This window comes from Micromonospora sp. NPDC048170 (assembly GCF_040652795.1).
Lineage (GTDB): Bacteria > Actinomycetota > Actinomycetes > Mycobacteriales > Micromonosporaceae > Micromonospora.
In genome coordinates this window covers 34,831-56,221 of record NZ_JBEZMR010000023.1, presented here as the reverse complement: position 1 = coordinate 56,221, position 21,391 = coordinate 34,831, and the positions used below count along the sequence as shown (strand labels likewise).

Sequence of the window (21,391 nt, the reverse complement as noted above, 5' to 3'; positions counted from 1 at the left end):
AGGTCACTCCTCGGATGTCGTGTCGGTGCGCCAGGAGTGCCTGGCGGTCACGGACCAACCGCGCCGCAGCGGGCTGGCCCGCAGGGTCCACTCGAAGAGCGTCCGGGCGGTGGCATGTCCGGGTGCCTGATCCTCGGTCGGCGGAAGGAACACGACGTCGTACTGACCCGGTCGGGCCCTGACGCGGATGTGCTTGAGGCCGCCCTCGGGCTGGGAGTGGGGCGTGGCGAGGATGACGCCCGCCGGAATCGCGACCGAGTCGGACGGGACAGGTGACAACGAATGCGAACAGCTGCACCAGCGTCATCCTCACCCACCTACGAATCTGGCATCGAGTTGAATGTGCGCCAGCGACACCCGGGATGTCATAAGTTCCATCCCGTCGGACCAGGGACATCCTGCCGAACGCCGTGGGGCATTGTCACGCGCCAGCCCATGGCAGCAATAGGCCTGACCTATAAGTGCCACACCCCCTGTCATATTTTCAGCGACTAACATTCGTGGACCGGCCGGAAATTCGGGCTGCGCACCGTAGGGGTCGACCCGCGCAACCCCTGCTCAGGGACGCAGCGACCTCCAGGAGCACAAATGCGGCACCGACGACCGGGGGCACGAAACAATTGCTGTGACCATAGCGCGACACTCTGTTCCTTTCGCTGATTAACGCGCATGGGTGGGCGGGCCGGAAGCTGCCTGGCAGCTTCCGGCCCGCCCCTGGGTAGTGACATTTCCCGGCCCGCTTCGCAAACTCGTCTGAGCGTGCCGGGGGAACTGGTCGCAGTGGGCCGAAGAAAACCACTCGACACCCTCGAAATGATGTCTAGCGGCGGGGGAGGCTTGCCATGACCGGGACCATGTCCACGAACGGCGACGCCCCCGCCCCTCCCGCGATCGACGACGGTGGCAATGAGCAGGGTTGAGACAACGGCCACGATGAGCCCGGACGACGCGTTGCGTCAGGTGGAGTCGACGATCGGCCGGGAAGCATTCGAACGGGTCACCTCCCGACTCGGCGACTCGGAGACGCTGCTGCTCTCCGGTTCCCTGGTGGAGGGGATCGGCAACCACCGGTCCGACCTCGACTTCTACCTCGTCTCGGAGGACTCGAACGAGAAGGCCACCCAGATGGCCTTCGCCCAGGACGCCTACCTCGACTGTGAGCGGTTGAGCGCCCGCCGGCTGGACGACCTCGCGACGGAGTTCGACGACACGGTGTACGACGACGCCGGGATCGCCGCGCTGCCGCTGAGCCGGCTCGACCTGTACTACCGCATCGCCATCGCCGTACCGCTCAACGGCGCCGGACGGCACGCGGAGCTGTTGGGCCGGTTCAGTCGTGAGCGCGCCTGTGAGCTGCTCGGCCAGTGGGCGACCCTGCACTCGGACGCGAACACCGCGCGGGCCCGGATCGCCCTGCGGGCCGGGTCGGTGCGGCACGCCGCGGTCTACGCCAACGACGCCGCGGCTCTCGGGGTCATGTCGCTGCTCGCCGGGATCGGCGAGGGCTACCCGTCCCTGAAGTGGACCGGGGAGAAGGCCGCGCGGGCGTTCGCCGGCCAGCCGGACCAGTTGGCGGAGGTCGCCCGGCTCCTCTCCTACGGCGACGATCCCGCCACCTACGTCGCCACGACGCTCGACTGGCTGGACGGCCGGAGCGTGGACCGCATGCCACCGGAGGAACCGGCCGCCGAGATCGTGCTGGTGCACGGGCCGGGCACCCCGCCCGGACACGCGGTGGTGGTCAGGCGCAAGGTCCACCAGGTCATCGCCGAGGACAGCCTGGTGGTTGCCGCGTTGGCCGACCCGGAACTCCGGGCGTACGACTCGGTCCGGGCCGTCCCGGGAGTGACCCCGGGGCAAGCCGCCGCCCTGGTCACCGCGGTCGTCACGGAACTGCTCGGTACCGGCTCGGGAGGCCGTCGATGATCGGTTCGGTCTCCGAGGCGGGCCAGCTGACGCCGTGGTTGCGTCGCTGGGAGCGTACCGTCAAGCTGCGCCAGGACGTCATGTCCAGCATGTTCGACCTCGACGGCGCACTGCGTGCCGGCCAGTGGGAGCTGGCGACCCACGCCTGTCGCGCCCTGTTGACCCATTCCGCGCTGCTCGCGTTGGCGCTGCGGGACGTGTACGTCCCCGCCTTCGTCCGCCGCGAACGCGAGTGGCGCCTCGCCATCGACGCGCTCGCCGACGTGGCTCCGGAGCATGCGGAGCGGGCGTGGCAGTTGTACCTGACGCCGACTCGCACGGATGCCGAGGCGCGAGCGCACGGATCCCGGGTGTTGCACTTCGTCGGCTGGTGCGACGGCTCCGGTGAGACCGCGCTTGCCGACGCCCTGCGCGCGTGGGCGGACTCCGCACACGCCTTCCGACAGACCTGCACGACACTCGGCGTGCCGACGACCGCCGACTGGTACCTGGTCGGCCCCGAGGCGCAGGGCGACTGGTACTCCGAAGTTCTGGCCTTTCTCGACAAGGACAAAGACGCATGACCGAGCAGTTGACCCTGGACAAGATCGTCGAGATCGCCCGGCAGGTGATCGACGATCCCTCCGTCGGGCCGCAGGACAACTTCTTCGAGGCGGGTGGGGACTCCCTCGACGTACTCGAGCTCTGCACGCAGATCGAGAACGCCACGGGTGTGGAGATCCCCATGGAGGCCGTGTGGGACGCGGAGAACTTCGAGTCCCTCGCCGCGGCCCTCGCCGAACGCTTGCCCGCCCCTCTATCCCAGTAGGAGTGCCGACATGGCTGACGCTGAGACACCTCGACGGCGTGTGATCCACACCATCGGGGAAACTCCCGAGGAGTTCGACGGCGAAACGTACTGGAACGCGAAGATCATCGAGTTCGACGGTGCGACGTACGTCTTCAGCAAGCGGGCGATCCTCACCATGGTGGTCGTCGCCGCCTGCAACGCCGCGTGCCACTTCTGCTCGAACGAGATCACCTTCACCCCCTCCGGGCCGTACCTCAAGTACGACGAACGCCTCAAGCGAATCAAGGACTTCGCGCACGTCGCCGGGGTGACCAAGATCGCCTACACCGGCGGCGAGCCCACCATGCACCCCCAGCGCCTGTACGACCTGGTGAGCCAGATGAACCCGGGATTCCGCCGGGCGCGGCTGCACACCAACGGGTCCGGCCTGTTCAAGGCGGTGCAGACGGAGAACGGGGAGCAGCTCCTGCTGCCCGCTCTGATCGACGCGGGCATGACCGGCGCGTCGGTCAGCGTGGCCCACCACGACACCGAGACCAACCAGCGGATCATGGCCTTCGGGCGGGGCTGGTCCGGCATGAGCGAGGAGATGCTGCGCCGGGTGGCCGACTTCCGGTCCGACCGGTTCCAGCCGCGCCTGAGCTGCGTCATGACCCACGACGGCGTCCGCACCGTCGAGCACATCCTGGAGTACATGAAGTGGGGCCGGGAGCTCGGCTTCCGCAACTTCATCTTCCGGAGCTGCTCGGAGATCCCGAACGAGTACCAGAAGCCGACGGCCTTCTCCGAGTACAACGACGACAACTACATCCCGATCGATCCGCTGGTGGACGAGCTCGACGCGATGAACCTGTTCACCAAGACGTACCAGCAGCGCAAGTCCGACTCCAAGGTCGACGTCTACACGTGGGACGACATCACGTTCGACATCGACGAGTCCAGCGAGGAGCCGGACCCGGACCGCAAGATCCGGCGCCTGAACGTGATGACGAACGGGGTGGCCCACACCAGCTGGATCGACCCGCTGTCCGTCCTGTTCGAGGAGGACCGACACCTGGCCGAACTGGCCCGGGTCAAGGAGTTCAAGCTTTCGCTGAGCGCGGTCTGAACGGAGCAACATGGAAAAGGTGGTTCTCGTCGGGGCCGGCGGCTTCGGGCGCTGCTGGTGGCCCGGCCTGACCGGGTCGGACGACTTCGAGGTGGTGGCGGTCGTCGAGCCGGACGACCGGGATCGGGAGGCCGCGGCGGCACACTTCGGGCTGGCCCCAGACCGTTGCCTGCTGCCGGAGAGCGGCGACTGGTCGACCCTCGGCGCCAGCATGATGATCGACTCGAGCCCGTTCCCGTTCCACCGGGCCAACGCCGACCGTGCCCTCGCGGCGGGACTCGACATCCTGGTGGCGAAGCCGGTCGCGCCGACGGCGGCCGACGCGACCGCCATGGTCGAGGCGGCCGAGCGGGCCGGACGTCGCATCGCTGTGGCCCAGCAGATGCGCTACTTCCCCTGCTTCCTCGCGCTGCGCGAGGTCATCACCGCCGGCGTCGTCGGCGAGCCGGTCGCGGTGACCATCCGGATGGCACTGGACGGGCGTGGCTGGACCCCGGGCATGCAGTGGCGCCTGGCGATGGCTCACCCGCTGCTGCTGGAGGCGGGCATCCACCATCTCGACCTGGTCCGGTGGTGCGTCGGTGAGATCACCGACGTCGCCGCGGTGAGCTGGAACCCGCCGTGGAGCCCGTTCACCAACGGTGACGCGACCGTCTCGGCGGTGCTGCGCACCGAGGGTGGGGTGGCCGTCGACTACCGGGGCGACTTCGCCCCGGCCGCCGGGCACCCGGCCGTCCGCTTCGACTCGGGCTGGGACGTGGTCTGCACCGGCGGTACGGTGATCGTCCGCGACGGCGGGTTGTTCATCGACGGCGAGCAGTACAAGGACGTGTCGACCACCGCCGAGCCGGTCTCGCTCGAGGAGTTGAACGCCGCGCTGCTGGCGGCCTGGGTCGAGGCGGGTGGCACCGGCACCGAGGTCCCCTTCTCGGGCCGGGACAACCTGCGCAGCATGGCGGCGCTCCAGGCCGCCATCGACTCGGTGGTACGGCGATGACCTTCCAGGTCGTGATCCTGGGGGCACCGTCTTCGGGGAAGAGCACCCTGACCGGACGGCTGCTGGCGACCAACCCGGGCGTCGGCTGGTTCGGGGTGCGACGGTACTTCACCGACCAGGTCCGGCGGCTCACCCCGCTCGGGCTCAAGGCCAAGCCGTACGCCGACAAGGACCACTGGCTCCCCGACGAGATCGTCGGGGAGGCGGTCCGGCAGGAGTTCGCCCGGGGGGCGTTCACGAACGGCTTCATCTTCGAGGGCATGCCGGCCCGGCTGAGCCAGGCGTTCCTGCTCGACGAGATTCTCGCCGAGGTCGGTCAGCCGCTCACAGTCGCCCTGCACGTGGCCACCCCCGACGAGGTCTGTCTCGACCGGGCGAGCCGGCGTACGGTCTGCAATGCCTGCGACTTCGGCTCCCACCAGGCGGTCGAGGATCCCCGGCGGCCCGGCTGCTGCGTGGGCTGCGGCGGGCCCATCACCCGGCGCTACAACGACACCCCGGAACTCATGCAGGCTCGGCTCGACCTGCACCGCAGCCTGGTCGACGACCTCACCGGGTACTACCGGGACAGCGGCCGGCTGGTGGAACTGGACGGTCTGCGGGACCGCGACTCGATCTTCGACCAGGCTGTCGCGGCCATCACCGTCCGGCGCCAACCGGCGGGCGCGACCAGCTGATGGCCACCCCGCTCGCCCCGCTGATCGCCCTGCACGGCATGAAGTCACGCTGGGCGGGCCCGGTGTTGTCGGAAGGGCTCGTCCGGTCCAGTGCCGCGTGGTTCCTCCTGGACGACCGGGGACCACGACTGGACCGGACGCTGGCCGCCACCGTGCACCTGTCGCTGGGTATCCCGACGTGCGAGCGGCTGGCGACGCTGTCCCGTCCGGGGGCCTACACCGAACTGTTCGCCGAGGAGGTCGGACTGCTGCCGGCCATCGTACGGTTCGACTACGCCCCGACCGGTGCCGAGCACACCCACCGGTACCTGTGGCTGGGTGCGTCCGAGGTCGGGACCACCACCCGATACACAAACGTGGCGCGGGCCGGCCGGCGGGTGACGTTCCGGTACGGCCACCGGTCCGCCCTCACGACGCTCGCCACCGTCGCGCGCATCGAAGCCGAGCTGGACCGGGCGGGGCTGACCACCGGTCCGGCCCGCCTGATCGAGAAGGTCGAGGCGGATGCGGACGTCGGTCCCGTCTCCGGGTCCGAGTCGAAGCTCGGCCGGTTCTGCTGGGAGATCGGGCGCACCTGGCGGTCCGCCCTGAATCTGACGTCCGCCGGCTCGATCTCGGCCGTTCGATGCGCGGAAGGAGTGGCCGGATGATCGGAATGTCGGCACCGACGAGCGCCACGGGGGCGTTGCCGAGCTACCCGGCCTGGCTGGTCCTCGACGTGGACGACACGCTGGTGGACACCTACCGGACCGGGCTGGCGAAGATGCGTACGGCGGCGGAACAGCTCGGCCTCGCCAGCCCGGACGACGCCACGTTCGCCGCCGGCTACGGGCGGTGGCCGTTCCGGGAGTGCGTACGCCGCTGGTGGCCGGACGCGGACCTGGACCGGTTCCAGAACGCGTACGACGCCCTCGGCACGGCGCATCCGCACCAGCCACTCGGTCAGGTGCCGGCCCTGCTCGCCAGCGCCCGCTCCGCCGGTCTCGGCGTCGGGGTGCTGACCAACGGACCGGGGCACAAGACGGCGACGAAGCTGAACGCCGTCGGTGTGGCGGCGTCCGACTTCGACTTCGTCTGCCACGCGGACAACTGGTGGCCCAAGAGCCGACCCGAGTCGTTCCGGGAGCTGAGCAGGTTCGGCGTCACCCCGACCACCTGCTGGTACGTCTCCGACAGCCCGGCCGACTGGGCCGCCGCGGAGGCAGCCGGGCTGTCGGCCGTCGGAGTGGCGAGCGCGGTGCCGTACGACTGGCACCGACGCGCCGGGTGGACGCCACCGCGCCTCGCGGTGCCCTACGTGGACGCGTTGGTCGCAATGACCGGGGCGCTCGTCGCGGCGGCCGGGCCGGCCGCCCTCGGGCCGCCCCGGGCGGTGGCCTTCGACGCGGGTTTCACGCTGGTCGAGGACCGGCGGACCCCGCACGAGCTGGTCGCCAAGGCGCTGGCCGACCAGGGCCGGCCGGTCGCCGCCGAGGATGTCGACGAGGCTTTCCGGCAGCACGTCCACCTGCTCGCCGACACGAGCATCTGGGCATCGGACCAGACGATCGCCCGGACCCTCGACGCCTTCTACGGCGGGGTGCTGGCCCGCCTCGGCGCCACCGACCCCACGGTCGCCGCCACCGTGGTCGCCGACTACACCCGGCCGGACAGCTGGCGTCGCCGTACCACCGCTCGTGAGGTACTCGACTGGGTACGGCAGCGCGACATCCCCACCGGGGTGATGTCGAACTGGCAGACGTCACTGGGTGACATGCTGGTCGCCACCGGTCTCGACGACCTGGTGGACGCGGTGGTGTCCTCCGCCGTCACCAACGTGGCCAAGCCCGACCGGCGGGCCTTCGAACTGGCGGCGTCCGCGCTGGGCACCTCGGTCGACCACCTGGTCTACGTGGGCGACGACCCGTGCAACGACGGCGGCGCGGCGCTGGCCGCTGGGTGCCGGGCGGTCTTCGTGCCGCGCACCGCGCCCGTGGCGGCCCTGCCCGCGACGACGCGGCTGGTCGTCCCATGACCGGAACCGACCAGGCGCGTCTCCTACAGCCAGCCGCGCGTGGCCGCTCGGATGCCCGCCTGGAAACGGCTGCGGGCATCGAGGCGCGTCATCAGGTTCGCCATCATCCGCCGCACCGTCCGGGTCGAGAGGCTCATCTCCCGCCCGGCGCCCTCGTCGGTCTGCCCCTCGGCGAGGAGCCGGATCAGCTGGTGTTCCAACGGGGCGAGGCCGTCGTCGTCGGGCGCGCTCCGGCCACCGAACTCGCTGGCCGCCGCCCATGCCTGCTGGAAGCAGGCGTGCAGGACGGCCACCGCCCCGGGGCTGCGGATCTCCAGCAGGCCGCGCGCGCTGACGGCGACGTCGATGGGAACGAGCGCGGTTTCGCCGTCGTAGACGGCCATCAGGGGCGGCGTGGCCGGCATGCACCGCAGCTCACCGCCGAGCCCGGCGAACCAGCTCGCGTACGCCAGCGCCTGCGGGTTGTTGCGGAAGCTGTGCTGAAGGATCGCCCGGATCCTGACGTCGCGGGCGAACGCCTGCTGGCCGAACGGGAATCCCCAGTCGCTCGCGTCCAGGCTCTGAGCGGCGTGCGGGTTGAACACCAGGATCTCGTGCCGGACGCTGGCGGCCAGTTCCTCCAGCCGGTTGCGGACGGCATCCGGGCCGACGTGCCGGACCACCGGCTCCGCCTCCTGGCGCTCCTTCTGCTGCTCGTTGAGCACCGAGGCGATCGCCAACCGGGTGTCCTCGATCTGGCGCTGGCGCAGCCTGACGTCCGCCTCCGCTTGGGCGAGCAGCGCGTTCAGCCCGACGATCGGGCTCACCGCGCGCATCTCGCCCGGGTGCCCGATCACGGGTTGCAACAACGCGAGGTCGGCCAACTCGTCCAGGGCCGCGCGGACCGCCTCGGTGGTCACGCCCAGCGTGCCGGCGATCTCCATAACTCCCGACGTCGGCTGATGGAGCAACGTTCGGTAAACTCTGGCCGCGGTGGCAGAGGCCCCTAACGCCTCCAGAAGTCGAACCTTCATGATTCCCTGTTCATCGTCTTATCGGCCAGCATCAGCTGATCCTGGTCAGGCCGGACTGGAATCCTCGGCCAGGACATCGACTCGGCGATTGGCCCAGATTTCGTCGTCGCCCTGCCCAGCAGCACGGCGATCCATCACCGCCATCGGAGGTAAACATGCTGGAACCTCTCTTCTCGGCGATCAGCAAGGTCGACTGGAATGACCTCGCTGCGGTTGAAGAGGCCAACATCGCTCTGCTCGACACCCTTGACGAAGACAGGAGCCTGCTCGCCGATCTGATGGCGCGCGCGGCGTCGGACGCGCACCTAACATCACTCAGCGAAACCCTCGACCACCTCGACAAGATCGTACTGCACGACGACCCGACCGGCTACCGGCTGCGTTTGCACGTCTTCCGACTGGCCTGCGCTGACTGGCCACACAGTCACAGATGGTCCTTCACCAGCAGAATCCTGGAAGGCGCCTACCAACACGTGCTTTACGAGCCGGATGACGGGCTCGACGAGAGCATCGACGTCGCTAGTCTGCGCACGCTCTATCGCCGTACGGAGCGTAAGGGCGACACATACACGATCCACCACAGCACGATCCACGCGGCGCTCGGTCAGCCCGGCACCGTCTCACTTCTGGTTCGCGGCCCGTCGGTCAAGGACCGCTTCCTGGTCACCGACCCGGCGACCGGCAAGGCATGGTGGCGGTACGGTGCCGCACGCGAGAACAAGACCCTCGTCGCCGCGAAGTCGATGAGCGCCGAGCAGCTTCGCGCGCACGTCGAGCGGTTCGTCGCGGACGCCAAGAAGGCTGCCTGACGGCCTCAGGGTCGGTGGGTCCGACGTACGGCAGACGTCGGACACCGACCCTGAGGCCGTGCTCGCGCCCTGTCCGTCAGGGTAAGGCCGGGAGTGCGAGCGGGTCACGTCGAGGTCTTCGAGCAGGTCAGCCACCGATTTCGACGTCGTCGACGTGCCCCTGTCGGCGTGCACAATGTGCGGGACGCCATGGACACCGAACACCTCGCGCATCATCGACTCCGCGAGGGGGCCGGACTCGCGGGCGTGCACACGGACCCCGACGATGTACCGGGAGTAGATGTCGATCATCACGTAGGCGTCGTAGTAGACGCCCTTCGCCGGTCCGGCCAGCTTCGTTGCCAAGGCACACCAGCGGCCATGGACCGGATACGGGAGCGGATCGCCCAGCACCTGGGGGTTCCCAATGTGACCCGCCGGTGGCAGGCCCGCGTCCGGACACAGCCCCTGCCCGCCCGTGGCGGACGGTGGCTCTGGACCACCATCCAGTCCCAACCGCTCTACGGCCGCAAGGACGGCAAGACCTCCATCACGCTGATGTGGGTCGAGGGCTTCGTGCAGGCGACACAGGATCTGGCAACGATCACCGCACTCGAACTCACCAACGACGCCACACTCATCCCCGACTGGCCGGTGCCACCCCGCACCGGCGTAAGCGCGAACCCTCCTCCGCCCCCATATGCGCTGACGCCATAGGAATCAGCCCAAGCACGCCCGGGGGCGGGGCCTTGCGACGCACGTCCAGCGATCTACCGTCTGCCGATGCTGGTTGCCTGCTTTGTCGTTGCCGTCGTCGGTGGCGGCCTCATCGCATGGGCGTCCCGGGCGACCACCGGACTACGGCGTACGCGCCCGGGAAGCGTGGCATTCCTGTCGGGGCTGGCCCTCGCGTTGGGAGGCACAGTCGCCGTCGGAGTCCGGGGCTGATTGGGCCCTCGCCACCCAACGGGTCGCCCAGCATCGCAGCCAGATCGAGGTTGGCGTCGCGGCTCGGCGGGCATCCCACACGATCACCGACGCTGCTTCACCATCTCGTCATCCCAAGGCCAGCAACCACCGTCGTGCCCGGCGACGCGACGCCGGAGCGCCCGAATCGGGCCCGCAACCGCCGGCGCAGCAGGCCAACTGATGCCGCCGGCAACACCGCTGAATCCCCAGACGCACGACCCCTCGTCATCCCAGCCGACAGCACCGCCGACACCTCGAATCAGAAGCGCTCCACCCGCTCCACCTGCCCAGACCCTCGCCCGCCCGTCAGCACTCCCGGACCAGCCGGCACGCATCAGACGGTCACCGACAGTTCCGACGCAGGCCAGGACAAACCCCAGCCGAAACAGACGAGCATCAACGTCCCACCAGACGGGAGAGACGGGCGCGGGAATGGGAAAGAAAAAGGCCGTGACCCCTGTTCTTCCAGGTCACGGCCTTGATCGTCTGTGCGCCCGAAGGGACTCGAACCCCTAACCTTCTGATCCGTAGGGTGCGAGCGAAGTTGCCGGCCAACATCGTTCGATGTCTGGCCCTGCCTTGCGGCCCAGGTCAGCGACGTTCGGACTTGTCGCCTGTTGTCGCTGACTGCCACCTGTTGTCAACGACTGTGTGAGCAATCGGTGTGCAGTGCGCACACCCCCAACCATGACGTGCCTGTGTCTCGCTCGATCGGAGAGAATGAGTTGGTGACGATGACAGCGCAGCCCGACCCCGAGGCCGAGTGGTGGACGACGAAGGACGTTGCGGCGTACCTCGGCATCGAGCCGGGTGCCGTCAGCACCTACCGCAAGCGTGGCCAAATGCCTGCGCCTGATCGGACCATCGGCAGCCGTACGCACCTCTGGAAGCCAGAGCAGGATAACCAGTTGGCAGGAGTCACGGCCTCGCGCTGGTGTCGGCGGTCGGCCGCGCGGCGGCGGCAAGTTGCCGGCACCGAGCCCTGAGGCCATCGCGACGCCGACCCCCGACGATGACAGCCGGTGGAGGGTGCATGGGCCGCCGACCTCTCTACGAGAACGAATGGATCAAGCTCTACAAGACCGATGTCGAGCTACCGGACGGCCAGCGCTTCGAGCATCACACGGTCTGGATGCCCACGGCAGCCATGACCGCGATGCTGAACGACGACCTTACGCACGTGTTGCTGATGTGGCGTCACCGCTTCGTGCCGGACCTGTGGAACTGGGAGCTACCCGGCGGGCTCGTGGACGAGGGGGAGGACCGGCCCAGACGGCGGCGCGAGAGATCGAGGAGGAAACCGGCTACCGGCCCCGAACCCTTGAGCACCTGGTGACGTTCGAACCGATGATCGGCATGGTCACCACACCGCACCACGTGTTCATTGCGCGAGGTGCGGAGCGGGTCGGTGAGCCGACGGAGAAGACCGAGATGCAGCGGATGGAGTGGGTACCGCTGGCCCAGGTCCCGGACCTCATCGCACAGGGGCAGGTCAGCAACTCTGGAACGTTGGTCGCCCTGTTGCACGTGCTCGCCATCAGTGGTCCGACTGCCTCTCCGCGTCGCTCCTGAGGATGGCTATGACGGACGAACCGGGCTCCACGAGGACAGCTATAACTGGCCCTACCCGACGATGATCTTGCCTGCGTCAAGTAACGGCGTGTGACGGTTGAGGTCGTCGGCACCGCCACTCGGAACTGCACGCATCTGCCGAGAACAGTGATGTTCGGAACCCCGTAAGATATGGCCAGTGGGGTGGGAGGCGCTCGGGCAATGGGGTGAAGACGTCGCTCGCATCGCACGGCTCGCGGGCGGAGTAGCCAACGACGTGTGGAGCGTGCGCGTCAACGGGCACCTCGCGGTCGGTCGTCTCGGCACCAGGAGCGACGCTGATCTTGCGTGGGAGACAGAGCTCCTCCAACACCTCGACCGTGAAGGTCTGACCGTGCCGGTCCCGATCCCGACTACGGACGGCCGGCTGTTCGCCGACGGTCTGGTGGTGATGACCTACCTGGATGGCGGACCGCCCGAGACGCAGGCCGACTGGCGTCGCGTGGCCGGCACGCTCCGCGATCTGCATCGGCTGACGCAGGGCTGGCCGCAGCGCCCCGGCTGGCGATCGTCGACCGACCTCCTGCACGCCGAGACCGGGACGAAGATCGACCTCGGCGCGATGCCCCCTGAGAGCGTTGCTCGATGCCGAGTAGCGTGGGCGCGGCTCACCGGACGTCAGACATGCGTCGTCCACGGCGACCCCAACCCTGGCAACGTCCGCATGACCGCGAGTCAGGTCGCGCTGATCGACTGGGACGAGTCGCACGTCGACGTCCCTGACCTCGACCTCGTGCTGCCCGGCAACGCCGCCGGCCTCGACGACGGCGCGCTCGACATCGCCGGGCAAGCGTCGGCCGCATGGGAAGCCGCCGTCTGCTGGGACGACGAGTATGCAGTCAGGCGGCTCGCCGAAGTTCGAGCGGTCTGAAAAACGTCGCCGTGACCCGCAAGGAGGTCACCCCGCAGCAGGCGCGATGCCCGATCTGCAGCGCGGAGCACGTCGGCCGGCTACTGAAGCCGCCGAAGTCGCGGGCGGGCCGCCGATGGGTGCCGCTCACCGCGCCCGCGCTGGCCGCACTCGCCCGGCACCGGGCGGCCCAGCAGATCGAGCGTGACCTGTTCGGCGTGGACTACGACGATCACGATCTCGTCTTCTGCCGCCCGGACGGTACGCCGCTGCGGCCCGATCGCGTCACGGTCGAGTTCGAGCAGCACGTACGCGCTTGCGGCCTGCCGGTCGTTCGGTTGCACGACACCCGGCACGGCGCGTGCTCGCTCATGCTGGCCGGTGGCGTCCCGATCGAGGTAGTACAGATGATCCTTGGACACGCCGGTCCCGAGGTGACCCGCCGCATCTACAAGCACATGCTCCGCAAGGAGACGGCGAAACAGGTCGAGAAAGCGTCGAAGCTTCTGACCCGTCACCGGCCCAAGCGGAAGGCCCCGTGAGCAATCCGTGAGCAGCCGGAGGGTCTGGTGATCCCTGCCCGGCCTTCCCGGGAGAACGAAATGGCCTCCCACCGCAGGTGGGAGGCCATTTCTGGAAGTGCGCCCGAAGGGACTCGAACCCCTAACCTTCTGATCCGTAGTCGGAACCGGGCAAATCAGATCTATCATGAGCTTAAACTCCTATAATGCACTCGTTCAGCGGCCCTCCGTCCACACGGAGGGCTTTTCGTTTCCGCTGGTCCAGGCGTTGCATTCAACAGGCCGCCGACGACGACGGCTGGCAGAGCCGCTGCGATGCTGGAACAGTCGCGCCCGTGCTGATTGGGTGACGAACGTCCGAGCACCACCGGAGCACCACAACAGGTTCTTCGGGCACCCCTTGTGGTGTACGGCCGCTGAATCTCAGCCTGTCGGTGCCGAAGATCGACATGTGAACTCGGCACCAGCCTGAGGACCACACTCTTGATCGACAAGTAGTTCTCGACACCGCCGCGGACGCGCTACGCCGGCGGCTGCGGGTTAGAGGATGGTGACCTCGACCGCCCGGGCGGGGTAACCGTCCTGGCCCGGGACTTCGTAGTGGCATCGCACCTGCTGGCCCGGTGCCAGACTCCGGTACTCGGTCGACCCTGCGACGATGTGGCTGTAGTGCACCCAGACCGTCAGGTCAACGTGATCGAGGGCGACAGTTCCCCACCCCTCTTCGGAGTGCCAGGTCCTTACCACGCCGGTGTCCCGCAGGCCCTGATCACTCACACGCGCCAGGGTATCGGCTCGATGGAACTCGGGCAGGGATCGCGATGATGCTCGACCAAGATGCCGATTAGAAGGCACGCCGAGTGGTGCCCAGAGAAGCTAAACCCCCATCAACAGCCGCCGATCAGCTATGACGGCAAGTGGTGCCCGAAGAACCTGCCCGGGTGGTGCCCAAAGAACCTGCCGGAATCATGTATGCCAGCGCCCACCGCACGTCGGGCACGTCAAGCTGGTACGTCTCGGCTGTCTCCTCGACGTCCAGTCCCGCCTCGTCCTGCTCCCAGAGAACTTCAGTGCTGATCCCCTTGATCGACGGCCGACCGAACCGAACATCAGGCAGGATCCGCACTGACGACTGGGGGTTGGGCTCCGGGCGCCAGCCTGCTGCGACGTCCCCGTCCACGAGACACGGCGGTAGAAGCCCTCGGACGGAGGAGTGAGCAGGAGTTGGTCACCGACCGCTGCGACCAGGCAGTAGTCCGGATCGAGACCAACCGCTGCTGCGCCTCCAGAACCAGCTTCCGGCCGGCGACATAGGGGCGGCGGTCGGCGAGCGGGTAGGGCCGCCGAACTTCTCGTGAAGCAAGTGGATGAACGCGCGCAACTCGACCATCGGGCACCCGATGGGTACGGCGGTACTCGCGCAGGAGTCCCGCCTCGACGAACTCGGCCCACGTCACAGAGCGGGCACCGCGCGACTCGGTCCGCAGCACGGGCTTGTAACTGCCAGTAGTCCACCAGCCGGCTTCACATCCAGGTGTCGATCAGGAGCTGGCGACAGCTCCCAGGTGTCGGGGCCCGCAGCGGCACCTCGGCTCCCGGGATTCGGGCGTTGGCCTCGGCGGGGTGTGCGGCCGTTAACGCCCGTGGCGGAGGTGGCCGTCCTGCGGCCAGTGCGATTCCCACGCCAACCGTCACGGCAGCGGCTTGAATAGTGGTGTGCAGGTCAGCAAGGACGGGCGGAGTTGGCGCATCGGCGCTGTCGCCGACGTGGAATGGATCGCTGGTCACACCACTGCCGGCGTCTCGATCACCACTGCCATTCCGCCGATCTTCGACGCCTACGCCACCACGTACCAGGCCGACGACGTCACCGCCGCCGCCTACGAGCGCGCCCTGGTCGAAGGCCTCATCACGCACACCCCCGACCAGCCCTGGTGGCTGGCCTACCTCGACACGGGCGCCCATGACGTCGTCTTTCCCCACGCCCCGAGGGTGTCGCTCTACTGGAACTGGCCGTACGTGCTGGTCGAGGCCGGCCCCGAGCAGGCCCTCACCTGGCGGACCGGTGGTCACATGCGCCATCCCCGTGGATCGCTACCCGACCTGTTCTTCCCCGCCGACCGATCATGGCTGGTCTCCGCGCTCTGGGACGACACCTGGACCTGCGTCGGCGGCCCGGAACCGCTGATCCACACTCTCCAACGCGACCCCCTGGCCAACGCCCGCCGCGTTCGGCCAGACGAAGACGCGCTGCCACCAGGCCTGACCCGCGAGTGACGCCGCACGCCCCACCCGTCGCGCCGCCACCCCTGCCGTGTCGAGACATGGATCAGCAGTCACCTGCCGAAGCCTCGCGTGATGCGGGCAAGCGGCTGACGCGGCATTTCGCCGATATACAAGCCAACTGTATATAGAGACGGTCTATGGTGAAGACCATGGCGATGCAGGAACCGACGTTCTTCATCCTGACCGCGCTGGTGCGCGCCACCCCGCTGCACGGCTACGGGATCATCCAGGCGGTCGAGCAGCTGTCCAGCGGGCGGGTCAAGCTCAAAGCCGGGACGATGTACGCGGCGCTGGACCGACTCACCACGGAGGGCCTGATCGTCGTCGACCGGGAAGAGGCCGTGGGTGGCCGGCTGCGCCGCTACTACACGCTGTCCGACGACGGCCGCGCGGCGCTCGAAGCCACGGTGGCGCGGCTCCAGTCGAACGCCCAGGTAGCCGCCTCCCGACTGCGCGAGGCATTCGGCTTCACCGGGGGAGTGCAGCATGCCTGACCTCGAACGCTCCTACCGCCGTCTGCTCCGCGCGTACCCCGGCTTCTACCGGCGCGAACGCGGACTGGAAATCCTCACCACCCTGCTCGACGCGGCCGAGCCGGGGCAGGTCCGGCCATCGCGCGGCGATGCGGCCCACCTGTTGGTGAACGGTCTGCGGTACCGGTTCGCGCCGCCCACCTGGATCGGCCGACTCGCGACCGGCCTCGTAGCGATCTGGGCGGCCGTGGTGCTCAGCGGGGCCGGCGCCCTGGCCGTCTGGGCGCTCGCCAACCCCGAAGAACCCGACCTCGCCGCCTTCAGCGACGAACTGGTCGGCCGCCCGGCCTCGTCCGCCTACGAACTCCCGGGCGGCAACCTCCTCGACATGGCCTACGCCTACCGGACGTACGGCGAGTTCCAGGATTTCGCAATAGAGGGCTGGGACGGCGGACGGCCAGCGCCGATGGGCCAGAGCCGGTTCTACGAGCAGGTCACCGACACACCGACCGTCCTGGCCGATGCCCACCAGCACCTGACGAGCGCGGGCTGGCGGACCGGCCCCCTGAGCCAGGGCGGCGCCAACAGCCAGGCCGACGTGAACAGCGCGCACGGAGTCTTCTGGGCCTCCCGAGACGGGGTGCTGTTGCGCGTGTCCGGATACGACAACCAGACCGGCGTCACGGTCGGCGCCTACCCGATCGAGCCCAGCGGCGTACTCGCCGGCGCGATCACCGGGTTCGCCATCGGGCTGCTCGTGGTGTGGCAGGCGATGACCTGGATGGCTCACCGGATCGCCCGAACCCCACGGCCGGCCCGGCGGCTGATCCTGCTGCTCGGCCTACCGGCCCTCATCGCCTGCGGGGTGAACACCCTAGACAACGTGCTGAGCATGATCCCGGACCCGGGCAGCGCCAACGTGCTGTTCGCCGCCGACCACATGTACCCGCTGGCCAACCAGATCGCCAACCCGCTGGCCGCCAGCGTCATCGCGCTCGCGCTGATCGGCATCCTCAGCCTGATCGCCGGAGCAGCCCGGGTGGGCCGGCTTCGACCGGCGAGGGCGGCAGCGTCGACCGGCGAAGTCGCCGAAAGCTGAGAATTCCGCTGTCAGCCTCCAGGAACCCCAGCCAAACCGCCTCAGCCTGGGTCGCCAGGCGTCCGAGCCCGGCGGGCGGTCACGTTCAGCCACGGGATCCTCGGCGATGACTACCGATTCCACGATTCGGCAGGAAGGCAGCGGCTGGTCGGCTTGCCGTAGATCCGTCTCCCGTCCGGGCTCGCGTAACAGTGCTCAAGTTGGTCCTCGGCTTGGAACAGCGGACGCCTGTCGATCTCCGCCCCCCGGGCGTCATAGCTGACCAACTCGGGGCCCTCATCGATCTTGAGTCGGGCACCACTCGTCATCAGGCCGAACGCCCCGCCGGAGATCCGGGCCGCTGTGCTGCGGCCGTCCCCGTGGTCGAGCACGAGCCGGTCCACGCGCCCGCTGACCCGGCCACTCACGCTGACGTCCCCACCGTCAGAGTCGGTGGACGTCAACAGAAGTCGCTGCACCGGCCCAGGTAGCCACTCGCCGTGTGGCCACGGCTCGGTGGCGCCCCCACCGGACGGCTCCCGGGTCCCATCTGACTTGATGTCGCAGGTGGCGTAGCCAACGTCGTTCATAAACAGCACCAGCGCGCGGTCCCCGCGCTCGGTCGCCACCGCAAGATCGGCCAGGGACACCGGGACCTGTTGCTCGCCCTCAGCTGGCCGGAGCAGCCCTTCCGGGGCGTTCCACTGCAGGCACTGCTCAACCGCGGTACGCAGCGTCGGCGACAGCTCACCGGGCCCCATAGCCAGCACCTGCACCTTCGAGCCGTCCGGCCGGTCCCACACCACTGCCGCCACGCCTGACGTCATCGTCAGCAGCACGACCGCGGCTACGGCAACCCGCAGCCGTGGCGTACGAGCCGGACGATGGCCCACAGCGCCAAGGAGCTGTGCGCGCATCGCACGCGCCGCCCCCGGCGGCAGGTCCCGCTCCGCGGGCAGGTCAAGGATGTCGTTCACCGCTTCCCCTCCTGGATCTCCTCGGGCATCAGGCGCGCCAGGCGGCTGCGGGCACGACTCACCCGGGACCGCACCGCCACCTCGCTGATTCCCAGCACGGCTGCCGCGTCCGGATACGACACGCCCGACCACAGGCACAACGCCACCGCCTCCCGCTCCGCCGGCGGCAGCTGGCGGACCACAGCGAGGACCTCGCTCATCCGCCGCTCGTCGTCCAACCGCGCGGCCACTTCCTCGGCGGGGTCATCACCGCTGTGCCGTTCCGACGGCAGGCGTCGTAGCAGCGCCAGCCACCGGCGCGCCGACCGCCACTCGGAGCGGACCGCGTTGGTGGCGACGACCAGCAACCACGGCAGCGCCGAGCCCTCCACAAGACGGGCCTCTTGACGGCGGCGCCACGCGACGAGGAACGTCGCCTGGGTGACGTCCTCGGCCGTCGACCACGACCCGGTCAGCCGGAACGCGTGGTTGTAGACCCGGCGGGAGTACCGGTCGAAGAGCCGACCGAAAGCCGTCTCGTCACCGGCGGCTATCGAGGCCCACAGCTCCTCGTCCGACGGTCGCACCAGATGCGTCACACCACCCTATGGCCACTCACGCCGACTCTGTTGCAGGTCACGGCGTTCCTCTCGAACGAAAGCGGCGGCCAGCCGAGGCGCGGGACCCGCCGTGTACGTATCCCGCCACACCGAGGCCGAAGATCGTGGCAGCGGTGAGCCACGATGCTGCCGTGGTGGAGGACTGGATCGGCCAGGCCCAGGCCGCCACCACGACGCTGGTCTGGCGTGGAGCGGCGGCGTAGACGGCGCACACGTAGAGGAAGGCCGGCAGCCACGCCAGCCGCACCAACGGCCTCATCGACCCGACCGAACTCGCGATCGACATGCAATCCGAACATGTACGGGCTGCCGCCCGCTACGTCGCAGGCGTTCCAGCGCCCAGCGTCATCGCCCTCAACGGCCTCGTCGCCACGGAGGCCATCAACCACTTCATGCTTGCCGTCACCGGCATGCACCACAACCCCGACGACACCACCTCCACGATCCACCTGCCGAGACGGCGCGAACGTGCAGACCAGATGCCACGTCGTGACAAGGACTGCCCGTGGTGCTCCCGACACGGGCACCTCGGGCGCGGTGACAGCTGACCAGGGTAGCGGCGATCTTGTCGATGGTGAGGATGCGCTGGCCAAGCGTCCAGCCGTGGCGATGCCGCCACCTCCAGCCCGGGTCGCGCATGGAATAGGATGCGTCGAGTGACGTTCGACTTCATCGAGAAGCGGCCCGCACCGGGTGACCAGGTGATCTGGTTTCCGTTCGCTGAAAACGACGACTTCAGCCCGAGCTGGTGGGACTACCGCTCGATCGACGGGGATAAGTCATACACCTTGCTGGAGGTCCGCCAGGGTGGAGTCGAGGTAGCACGGATCGAGCTCGATCCCGACGTCGTGATCGATCACTACCTAGGCAGCCCTGAACTCGGCAATACAGCACTCGAGATCGAACTGATCGAGGTTGCGGAGTCACAGCGACGTCGAGGTGCTGGAACCAAGATCATCCGTGCGTTGGCGTCCAGGCACTCCGAACGGCGACTGCTCGCCTTCAGCGAGGAAGCCGACGACTTCTGGACGTCGCTTGGATGGACGCGATACGACCACCCGGAGGGCCCGCAGTTCAACCGTCCCTTATTCATACAGGCGGCCGCAGGAGTCTGAGGTGCCTGTGATGGGCGCGGCGGCGAATCATCGGCACGAATTGAGCCGCCCCTGAACGAGCGGTCCGGACCTCGTTGCGGAGGGTCCGGGCCCGTTCTACATCCTCGCTGTGGTCAGGCATTGGCTGCCGCGTTGTTGTAGGCGGCGCGGGATGAGGCGATCAGTGACGCACCGAGTTCCGCCGCCTTCTGAGGGGTGAGCCGGATCGTCGTGCGGTCCCAGCAGCCCGACAGCAACGATGCGGCCAGGTTCCGGACCGTGCCGTGGTCCATCCCGTCGAGTTTGGTCAGGTCGGCGGTGCGCTGTTCCGGGTTGTCGATGGCCAGCGTCACCGATGGCGGCTCGTCGTACCCGTCGGGCGAGTTGAACGCCTCAAGGTCGACCGTCGCCATCTTGATGTCGTTGGCATCGTCGCTGTGCTGCCCGTACACGGCGGCCACGTGCCGGTTGTGCAGACGGACGCCGTCTTCGGTGCGGCAGTCCCCGGCGCACCACACCGGGCACTCCGGTTCGGCCGGCTTCGCGGTTGGAAGCAGGTAGCCGGTGTGCGACCACATGGCGAAGTCCACCACTGCGTCCACCGCCTGCTCCTTGGTGCAGTTCAACCGCGCGGCCTGCTCAGCGGCGCTCAGGCCCTGCTGGGTGAGTTGCTCGGCGACCGCGCCGCGGAGCACGCTGATCTTCTGTGCGGCCGTCAGGCCCTCGTCGTGAATCACCAGGTCGATCAGGGCTCGGTCGAGGCTTGGCCGGTCCGGCGTCGGTGCTGGACCGTCCAACGCCTGGGCGGCCCCGTTCGGCTGGCTGTCTTCATCGCGGGCCATGGCCACAACCCGGCCGACCGCCGTCCGCACCTGCTCGGCCTCGTCCAGTGTGAGGCGCAACACCGCCGTCGCGCCTTCGATCACAAACTTCACCACCGGCTCGACCGCGTCGGCGTGCTGCTCCAGGTCGACCTCCAGCCGCTGCGGCCGGTACGCCTGATCGACGAACGACTCGCCGGCAGTACTCACCGAGTTGTGGAGCGACAACAGCACCGGCGGCGAGTCGTCTGGCCAGTGGAGCCGATCATCGAGGTCGTCACCGTCCAGATGGGTCGCGATGCACCAGGACGGACACGCCCGCTTCAGCCAGTACGGCCGGTGGGTTTGACGGGCTAGCGTGGCCGCCTTCCTGATGGATGTAGCGAGGTAGCCGGCATCGGCCAGGCTGAGCGGACCCCGGGCAGACACGAATACCTCCGCCGGCGTGCTCTCCTCGGGCTGGTCAAGGTGCTCCACTGAGAAGATCTCCACCGATATCCCGCGGTCCTCGCCCTTGTGGGTCTCCATCACCGTCCGGGAGTGCCCCCGTGCCTGGTCGCCTGGGCTACCCAACTCCTCCCCGGCGTGGACCTTGACGCACCACGGCGGGCAACCACCGAGGTGTGCCGTTGTGGGCGAGCTCTCGATCTGGTTCGGCATATCAAGCATGTCAGGATCTTTACCCGCATTCTTCGCAGAAGGACGGACACCGTGTCCACCAAGCTGGCAGCGCGTCAACGGACCCGGCATTGTTCGACCGGGCCCACGTCGGTCCGAGGTCCGGACCTTGGAATGCGCG

25 protein-coding genes and 3 pseudogenes are annotated in these 21,391 nt (G+C 68.5%); 19 read left to right on the top strand and 9 right to left on the bottom strand.

The window, feature by feature from the left end; genetic code table 11:
• Window positions 1-3: 3 nt before the first annotated feature.
• Window positions 4-279, bottom strand: a complete 276-nt coding sequence (locus tag AB0D32_RS24065) for a hypothetical protein (RefSeq protein WP_357094337.1) — start codon at window positions 277-279, stop codon at window positions 4-6.
• A 654-nt stretch (window positions 280-933) separates the two neighbouring features.
• Here AB0D32_RS24065 and AB0D32_RS24060 point away from each other — a divergent pair.
• From AB0D32_RS24060 to AB0D32_RS24025, 8 genes are read left to right on the top strand one after another with little or no spacing between them, the layout of a single operon-like run.
• A complete protein-coding gene (locus AB0D32_RS24060; protein WP_357094334.1) occupies window positions 934-1,926 on the top strand; it encodes a hypothetical protein in 993 nt (330 codons plus the stop codon).
• Window positions 1,923-2,489 carry a hypothetical protein gene (locus tag AB0D32_RS24055; RefSeq protein WP_357094331.1) on the top strand — a complete coding sequence of 189 codons (567 nt, stop codon included), beginning with the start codon at window positions 1,923-1,925 and terminating at the stop codon, window positions 2,487-2,489. The genes AB0D32_RS24060 and AB0D32_RS24055 overlap by 4 nt, the downstream gene beginning before the upstream one ends.
• Window positions 2,486-2,734, top strand: a complete 249-nt coding sequence (locus tag AB0D32_RS24050; RefSeq protein WP_357094326.1) for an acyl carrier protein — start codon at window positions 2,486-2,488, stop codon at window positions 2,732-2,734. Before AB0D32_RS24055 ends, AB0D32_RS24050 begins: the two co-directional genes overlap by 4 nt.
• Window positions 2,735-2,744: 10 nt before the next feature.
• Window positions 2,745-3,824 (top strand): radical SAM protein, encoded by a 1,080-nt coding sequence (locus tag AB0D32_RS24045; protein WP_357094324.1) that lies wholly within the window; start codon window positions 2,745-2,747, stop codon window positions 3,822-3,824.
• Between the two features lie 10 nt (window positions 3,825-3,834).
• Window positions 3,835-4,821: a Gfo/Idh/MocA family oxidoreductase gene (locus AB0D32_RS24040; RefSeq protein ID WP_357094321.1), complete on the top strand. Its 987-nt coding sequence runs from the start codon at window positions 3,835-3,837 to the stop codon at window positions 4,819-4,821.
• Window positions 4,818-5,498 carry a nucleoside monophosphate kinase gene (locus tag AB0D32_RS24035; protein ID WP_357094318.1) on the top strand — a complete coding sequence of 227 codons (681 nt, stop codon included), beginning with the start codon at window positions 4,818-4,820 and terminating at the stop codon, window positions 5,496-5,498. The genes AB0D32_RS24040 and AB0D32_RS24035 overlap by 4 nt, the downstream gene beginning before the upstream one ends.
• Entirely contained in the window at window positions 5,498-6,148 is a 651-nt protein-coding gene (locus tag AB0D32_RS24030; RefSeq protein WP_357094315.1) for a hypothetical protein, read from the top strand. Before AB0D32_RS24035 ends, AB0D32_RS24030 begins: the two co-directional genes overlap by 1 nt.
• Window positions 6,145-7,512, top strand: a complete 1,368-nt coding sequence (locus AB0D32_RS24025) for an HAD family hydrolase (protein ID WP_357094312.1) — start codon at window positions 6,145-6,147, stop codon at window positions 7,510-7,512. The genes AB0D32_RS24030 and AB0D32_RS24025 overlap by 4 nt, the downstream gene beginning before the upstream one ends.
• Before the next feature lie 23 nt (window positions 7,513-7,535).
• Here AB0D32_RS24025 and AB0D32_RS24020 read toward each other — a convergent pair whose 3' ends face one another.
• Window positions 7,536-8,435 (bottom strand): helix-turn-helix transcriptional regulator, encoded by a 900-nt coding sequence (locus AB0D32_RS24020; protein ID WP_357094308.1) that lies wholly within the window; start codon window positions 8,433-8,435, stop codon window positions 7,536-7,538.
• 245 nt (window positions 8,436-8,680) lie between these two features.
• Here AB0D32_RS24020 and AB0D32_RS24015 point away from each other — a divergent pair, with 245 nt between their 5' ends.
• Complete coding sequence (locus AB0D32_RS24015) at window positions 8,681-9,334, top strand: hypothetical protein (RefSeq protein WP_357094305.1); 654 nt, start codon at window positions 8,681-8,683, stop codon at window positions 9,332-9,334.
• Between the two features lie 84 nt (window positions 9,335-9,418).
• Here AB0D32_RS24015 and AB0D32_RS24010 read toward each other — a convergent pair.
• Window positions 9,419-9,673: pseudogene (locus AB0D32_RS24010) on the bottom strand (transposase family protein); the annotation flags it as partial.
• 21 nt (window positions 9,674-9,694) lie between these two features.
• On the opposite strand from AB0D32_RS24010, the gene AB0D32_RS24005 reads away from it, so the two are divergent.
• The 5 genes and pseudogenes from AB0D32_RS24005 (at window position 9,695) to AB0D32_RS23985 (ending at window position 13,285) form a co-directional block, all read left to right on the top strand.
• The gene (locus tag AB0D32_RS24005; protein ID WP_357094302.1) at window positions 9,695-10,030 is read left to right on the top strand and encodes a hypothetical protein; all 336 of its coding nucleotides are present in this window, start codon (window positions 9,695-9,697) and stop codon (window positions 10,028-10,030) included.
• Window positions 10,031-11,010: 980 nt separating this feature from the next.
• Window positions 11,011-11,268, top strand: a complete 258-nt coding sequence (locus tag AB0D32_RS24000) for a hypothetical protein (protein ID WP_357094299.1) — start codon at window positions 11,011-11,013, stop codon at window positions 11,266-11,268.
• 26 nt (window positions 11,269-11,294) lie between these two features.
• Window positions 11,295-11,854 (top strand): annotated as a pseudogene (locus AB0D32_RS23995) (NUDIX hydrolase).
• A gap of 178 nt (window positions 11,855-12,032) precedes the next feature.
• Window positions 12,033-12,764, top strand: a complete 732-nt coding sequence (locus tag AB0D32_RS23990) for a phosphotransferase (RefSeq protein WP_357094295.1) — start codon at window positions 12,033-12,035, stop codon at window positions 12,762-12,764.
• 11 nt (window positions 12,765-12,775) lie between these two features.
• Window positions 12,776-13,285 (top strand): tyrosine-type recombinase/integrase, encoded by a 510-nt coding sequence (locus AB0D32_RS23985; protein WP_357094293.1) that lies wholly within the window; start codon window positions 12,776-12,778, stop codon window positions 13,283-13,285.
• A 519-nt stretch (window positions 13,286-13,804) separates the two neighbouring features.
• Here the strand turns inward: AB0D32_RS23985 and AB0D32_RS23980 are convergent.
• Together AB0D32_RS23980 and AB0D32_RS23975 are read right to left on the bottom strand one after the other, a co-directional pair.
• On the bottom strand, window positions 13,805-14,041 hold the full coding sequence (locus AB0D32_RS23980) for a cold shock domain-containing protein (protein ID WP_357094290.1): 237 nt from the start codon (window positions 14,039-14,041) through the stop codon (window positions 13,805-13,807).
• A gap of 124 nt (window positions 14,042-14,165) precedes the next feature.
• A complete protein-coding gene (locus tag AB0D32_RS23975; RefSeq protein WP_357094497.1) occupies window positions 14,166-14,390 on the bottom strand; it encodes a DUF433 domain-containing protein in 225 nt (74 codons plus the stop codon).
• 590 nt (window positions 14,391-14,980) lie between these two features.
• Between AB0D32_RS23975 and AB0D32_RS23970 the strand changes: the two genes are divergently transcribed.
• The 3 genes from AB0D32_RS23970 to AB0D32_RS23960 all read left to right on the top strand — a co-directional run bounded on the left by AB0D32_RS23970 (window position 14,981) and on the right by AB0D32_RS23960 (window position 17,122).
• Window positions 14,981-15,541 carry a hypothetical protein gene (locus AB0D32_RS23970; protein WP_357094287.1) on the top strand — a complete coding sequence of 187 codons (561 nt, stop codon included), beginning with the start codon at window positions 14,981-14,983 and terminating at the stop codon, window positions 15,539-15,541.
• Window positions 15,542-15,699: 158 nt separating this feature from the next.
• On the top strand, window positions 15,700-16,044 hold the full coding sequence (locus AB0D32_RS23965) for a PadR family transcriptional regulator (protein WP_357094284.1): 345 nt from the start codon (window positions 15,700-15,702) through the stop codon (window positions 16,042-16,044).
• Window positions 16,037-17,122, top strand: a complete 1,086-nt coding sequence (locus AB0D32_RS23960; RefSeq protein WP_357094281.1) for a hypothetical protein — start codon at window positions 16,037-16,039, stop codon at window positions 17,120-17,122. Before AB0D32_RS23965 ends, AB0D32_RS23960 begins: the two co-directional genes overlap by 8 nt.
• 110 nt (window positions 17,123-17,232) lie before the next feature.
• Here the strand turns inward: AB0D32_RS23960 and AB0D32_RS23955 are convergent, their stop codons facing one another.
• The 3 genes and pseudogenes from AB0D32_RS23955 to AB0D32_RS23945 form a co-directional block, all read right to left on the bottom strand.
• Window positions 17,233-17,940, bottom strand: coding sequence for a hypothetical protein (locus AB0D32_RS23955; protein ID WP_357094278.1), 708 nt, complete (start codon window positions 17,938-17,940; stop codon window positions 17,233-17,235).
• A gap of 134 nt (window positions 17,941-18,074) precedes the next feature.
• Window positions 18,075-18,656: an RNA polymerase sigma factor gene (locus AB0D32_RS23950; protein WP_357094275.1), complete on the bottom strand. Its 582-nt coding sequence runs from the start codon at window positions 18,654-18,656 to the stop codon at window positions 18,075-18,077.
• 37 nt (window positions 18,657-18,693) lie between these two features.
• Window positions 18,694-18,921 (bottom strand): annotated as a pseudogene (locus tag AB0D32_RS23945) (hypothetical protein); the annotation flags it as partial.
• Between the two features lie 40 nt (window positions 18,922-18,961).
• On the opposite strand from AB0D32_RS23945, the gene AB0D32_RS23940 reads away from it, so the two are divergent.
• Together AB0D32_RS23940 and AB0D32_RS23935 are read left to right on the top strand one after the other, a co-directional pair.
• On the top strand, window positions 18,962-19,225 hold the full coding sequence (locus tag AB0D32_RS23940) for a hypothetical protein (RefSeq protein ID WP_357094272.1): 264 nt from the start codon (window positions 18,962-18,964) through the stop codon (window positions 19,223-19,225).
• A gap of 108 nt (window positions 19,226-19,333) precedes the next feature.
• A complete protein-coding gene (locus AB0D32_RS23935) occupies window positions 19,334-19,792 on the top strand; it encodes a GNAT family N-acetyltransferase (RefSeq protein WP_357094268.1) in 459 nt (152 codons plus the stop codon).
• 113 nt (window positions 19,793-19,905) lie between these two features.
• Here AB0D32_RS23935 and AB0D32_RS23930 read toward each other — a convergent pair whose 3' ends face one another.
• Window positions 19,906-21,123, bottom strand: a complete 1,218-nt coding sequence (locus AB0D32_RS23930) for a hypothetical protein (RefSeq protein ID WP_357094265.1) — start codon at window positions 21,121-21,123, stop codon at window positions 19,906-19,908.
• Window positions 21,124-21,391: the final 268 nt, after the last annotated feature.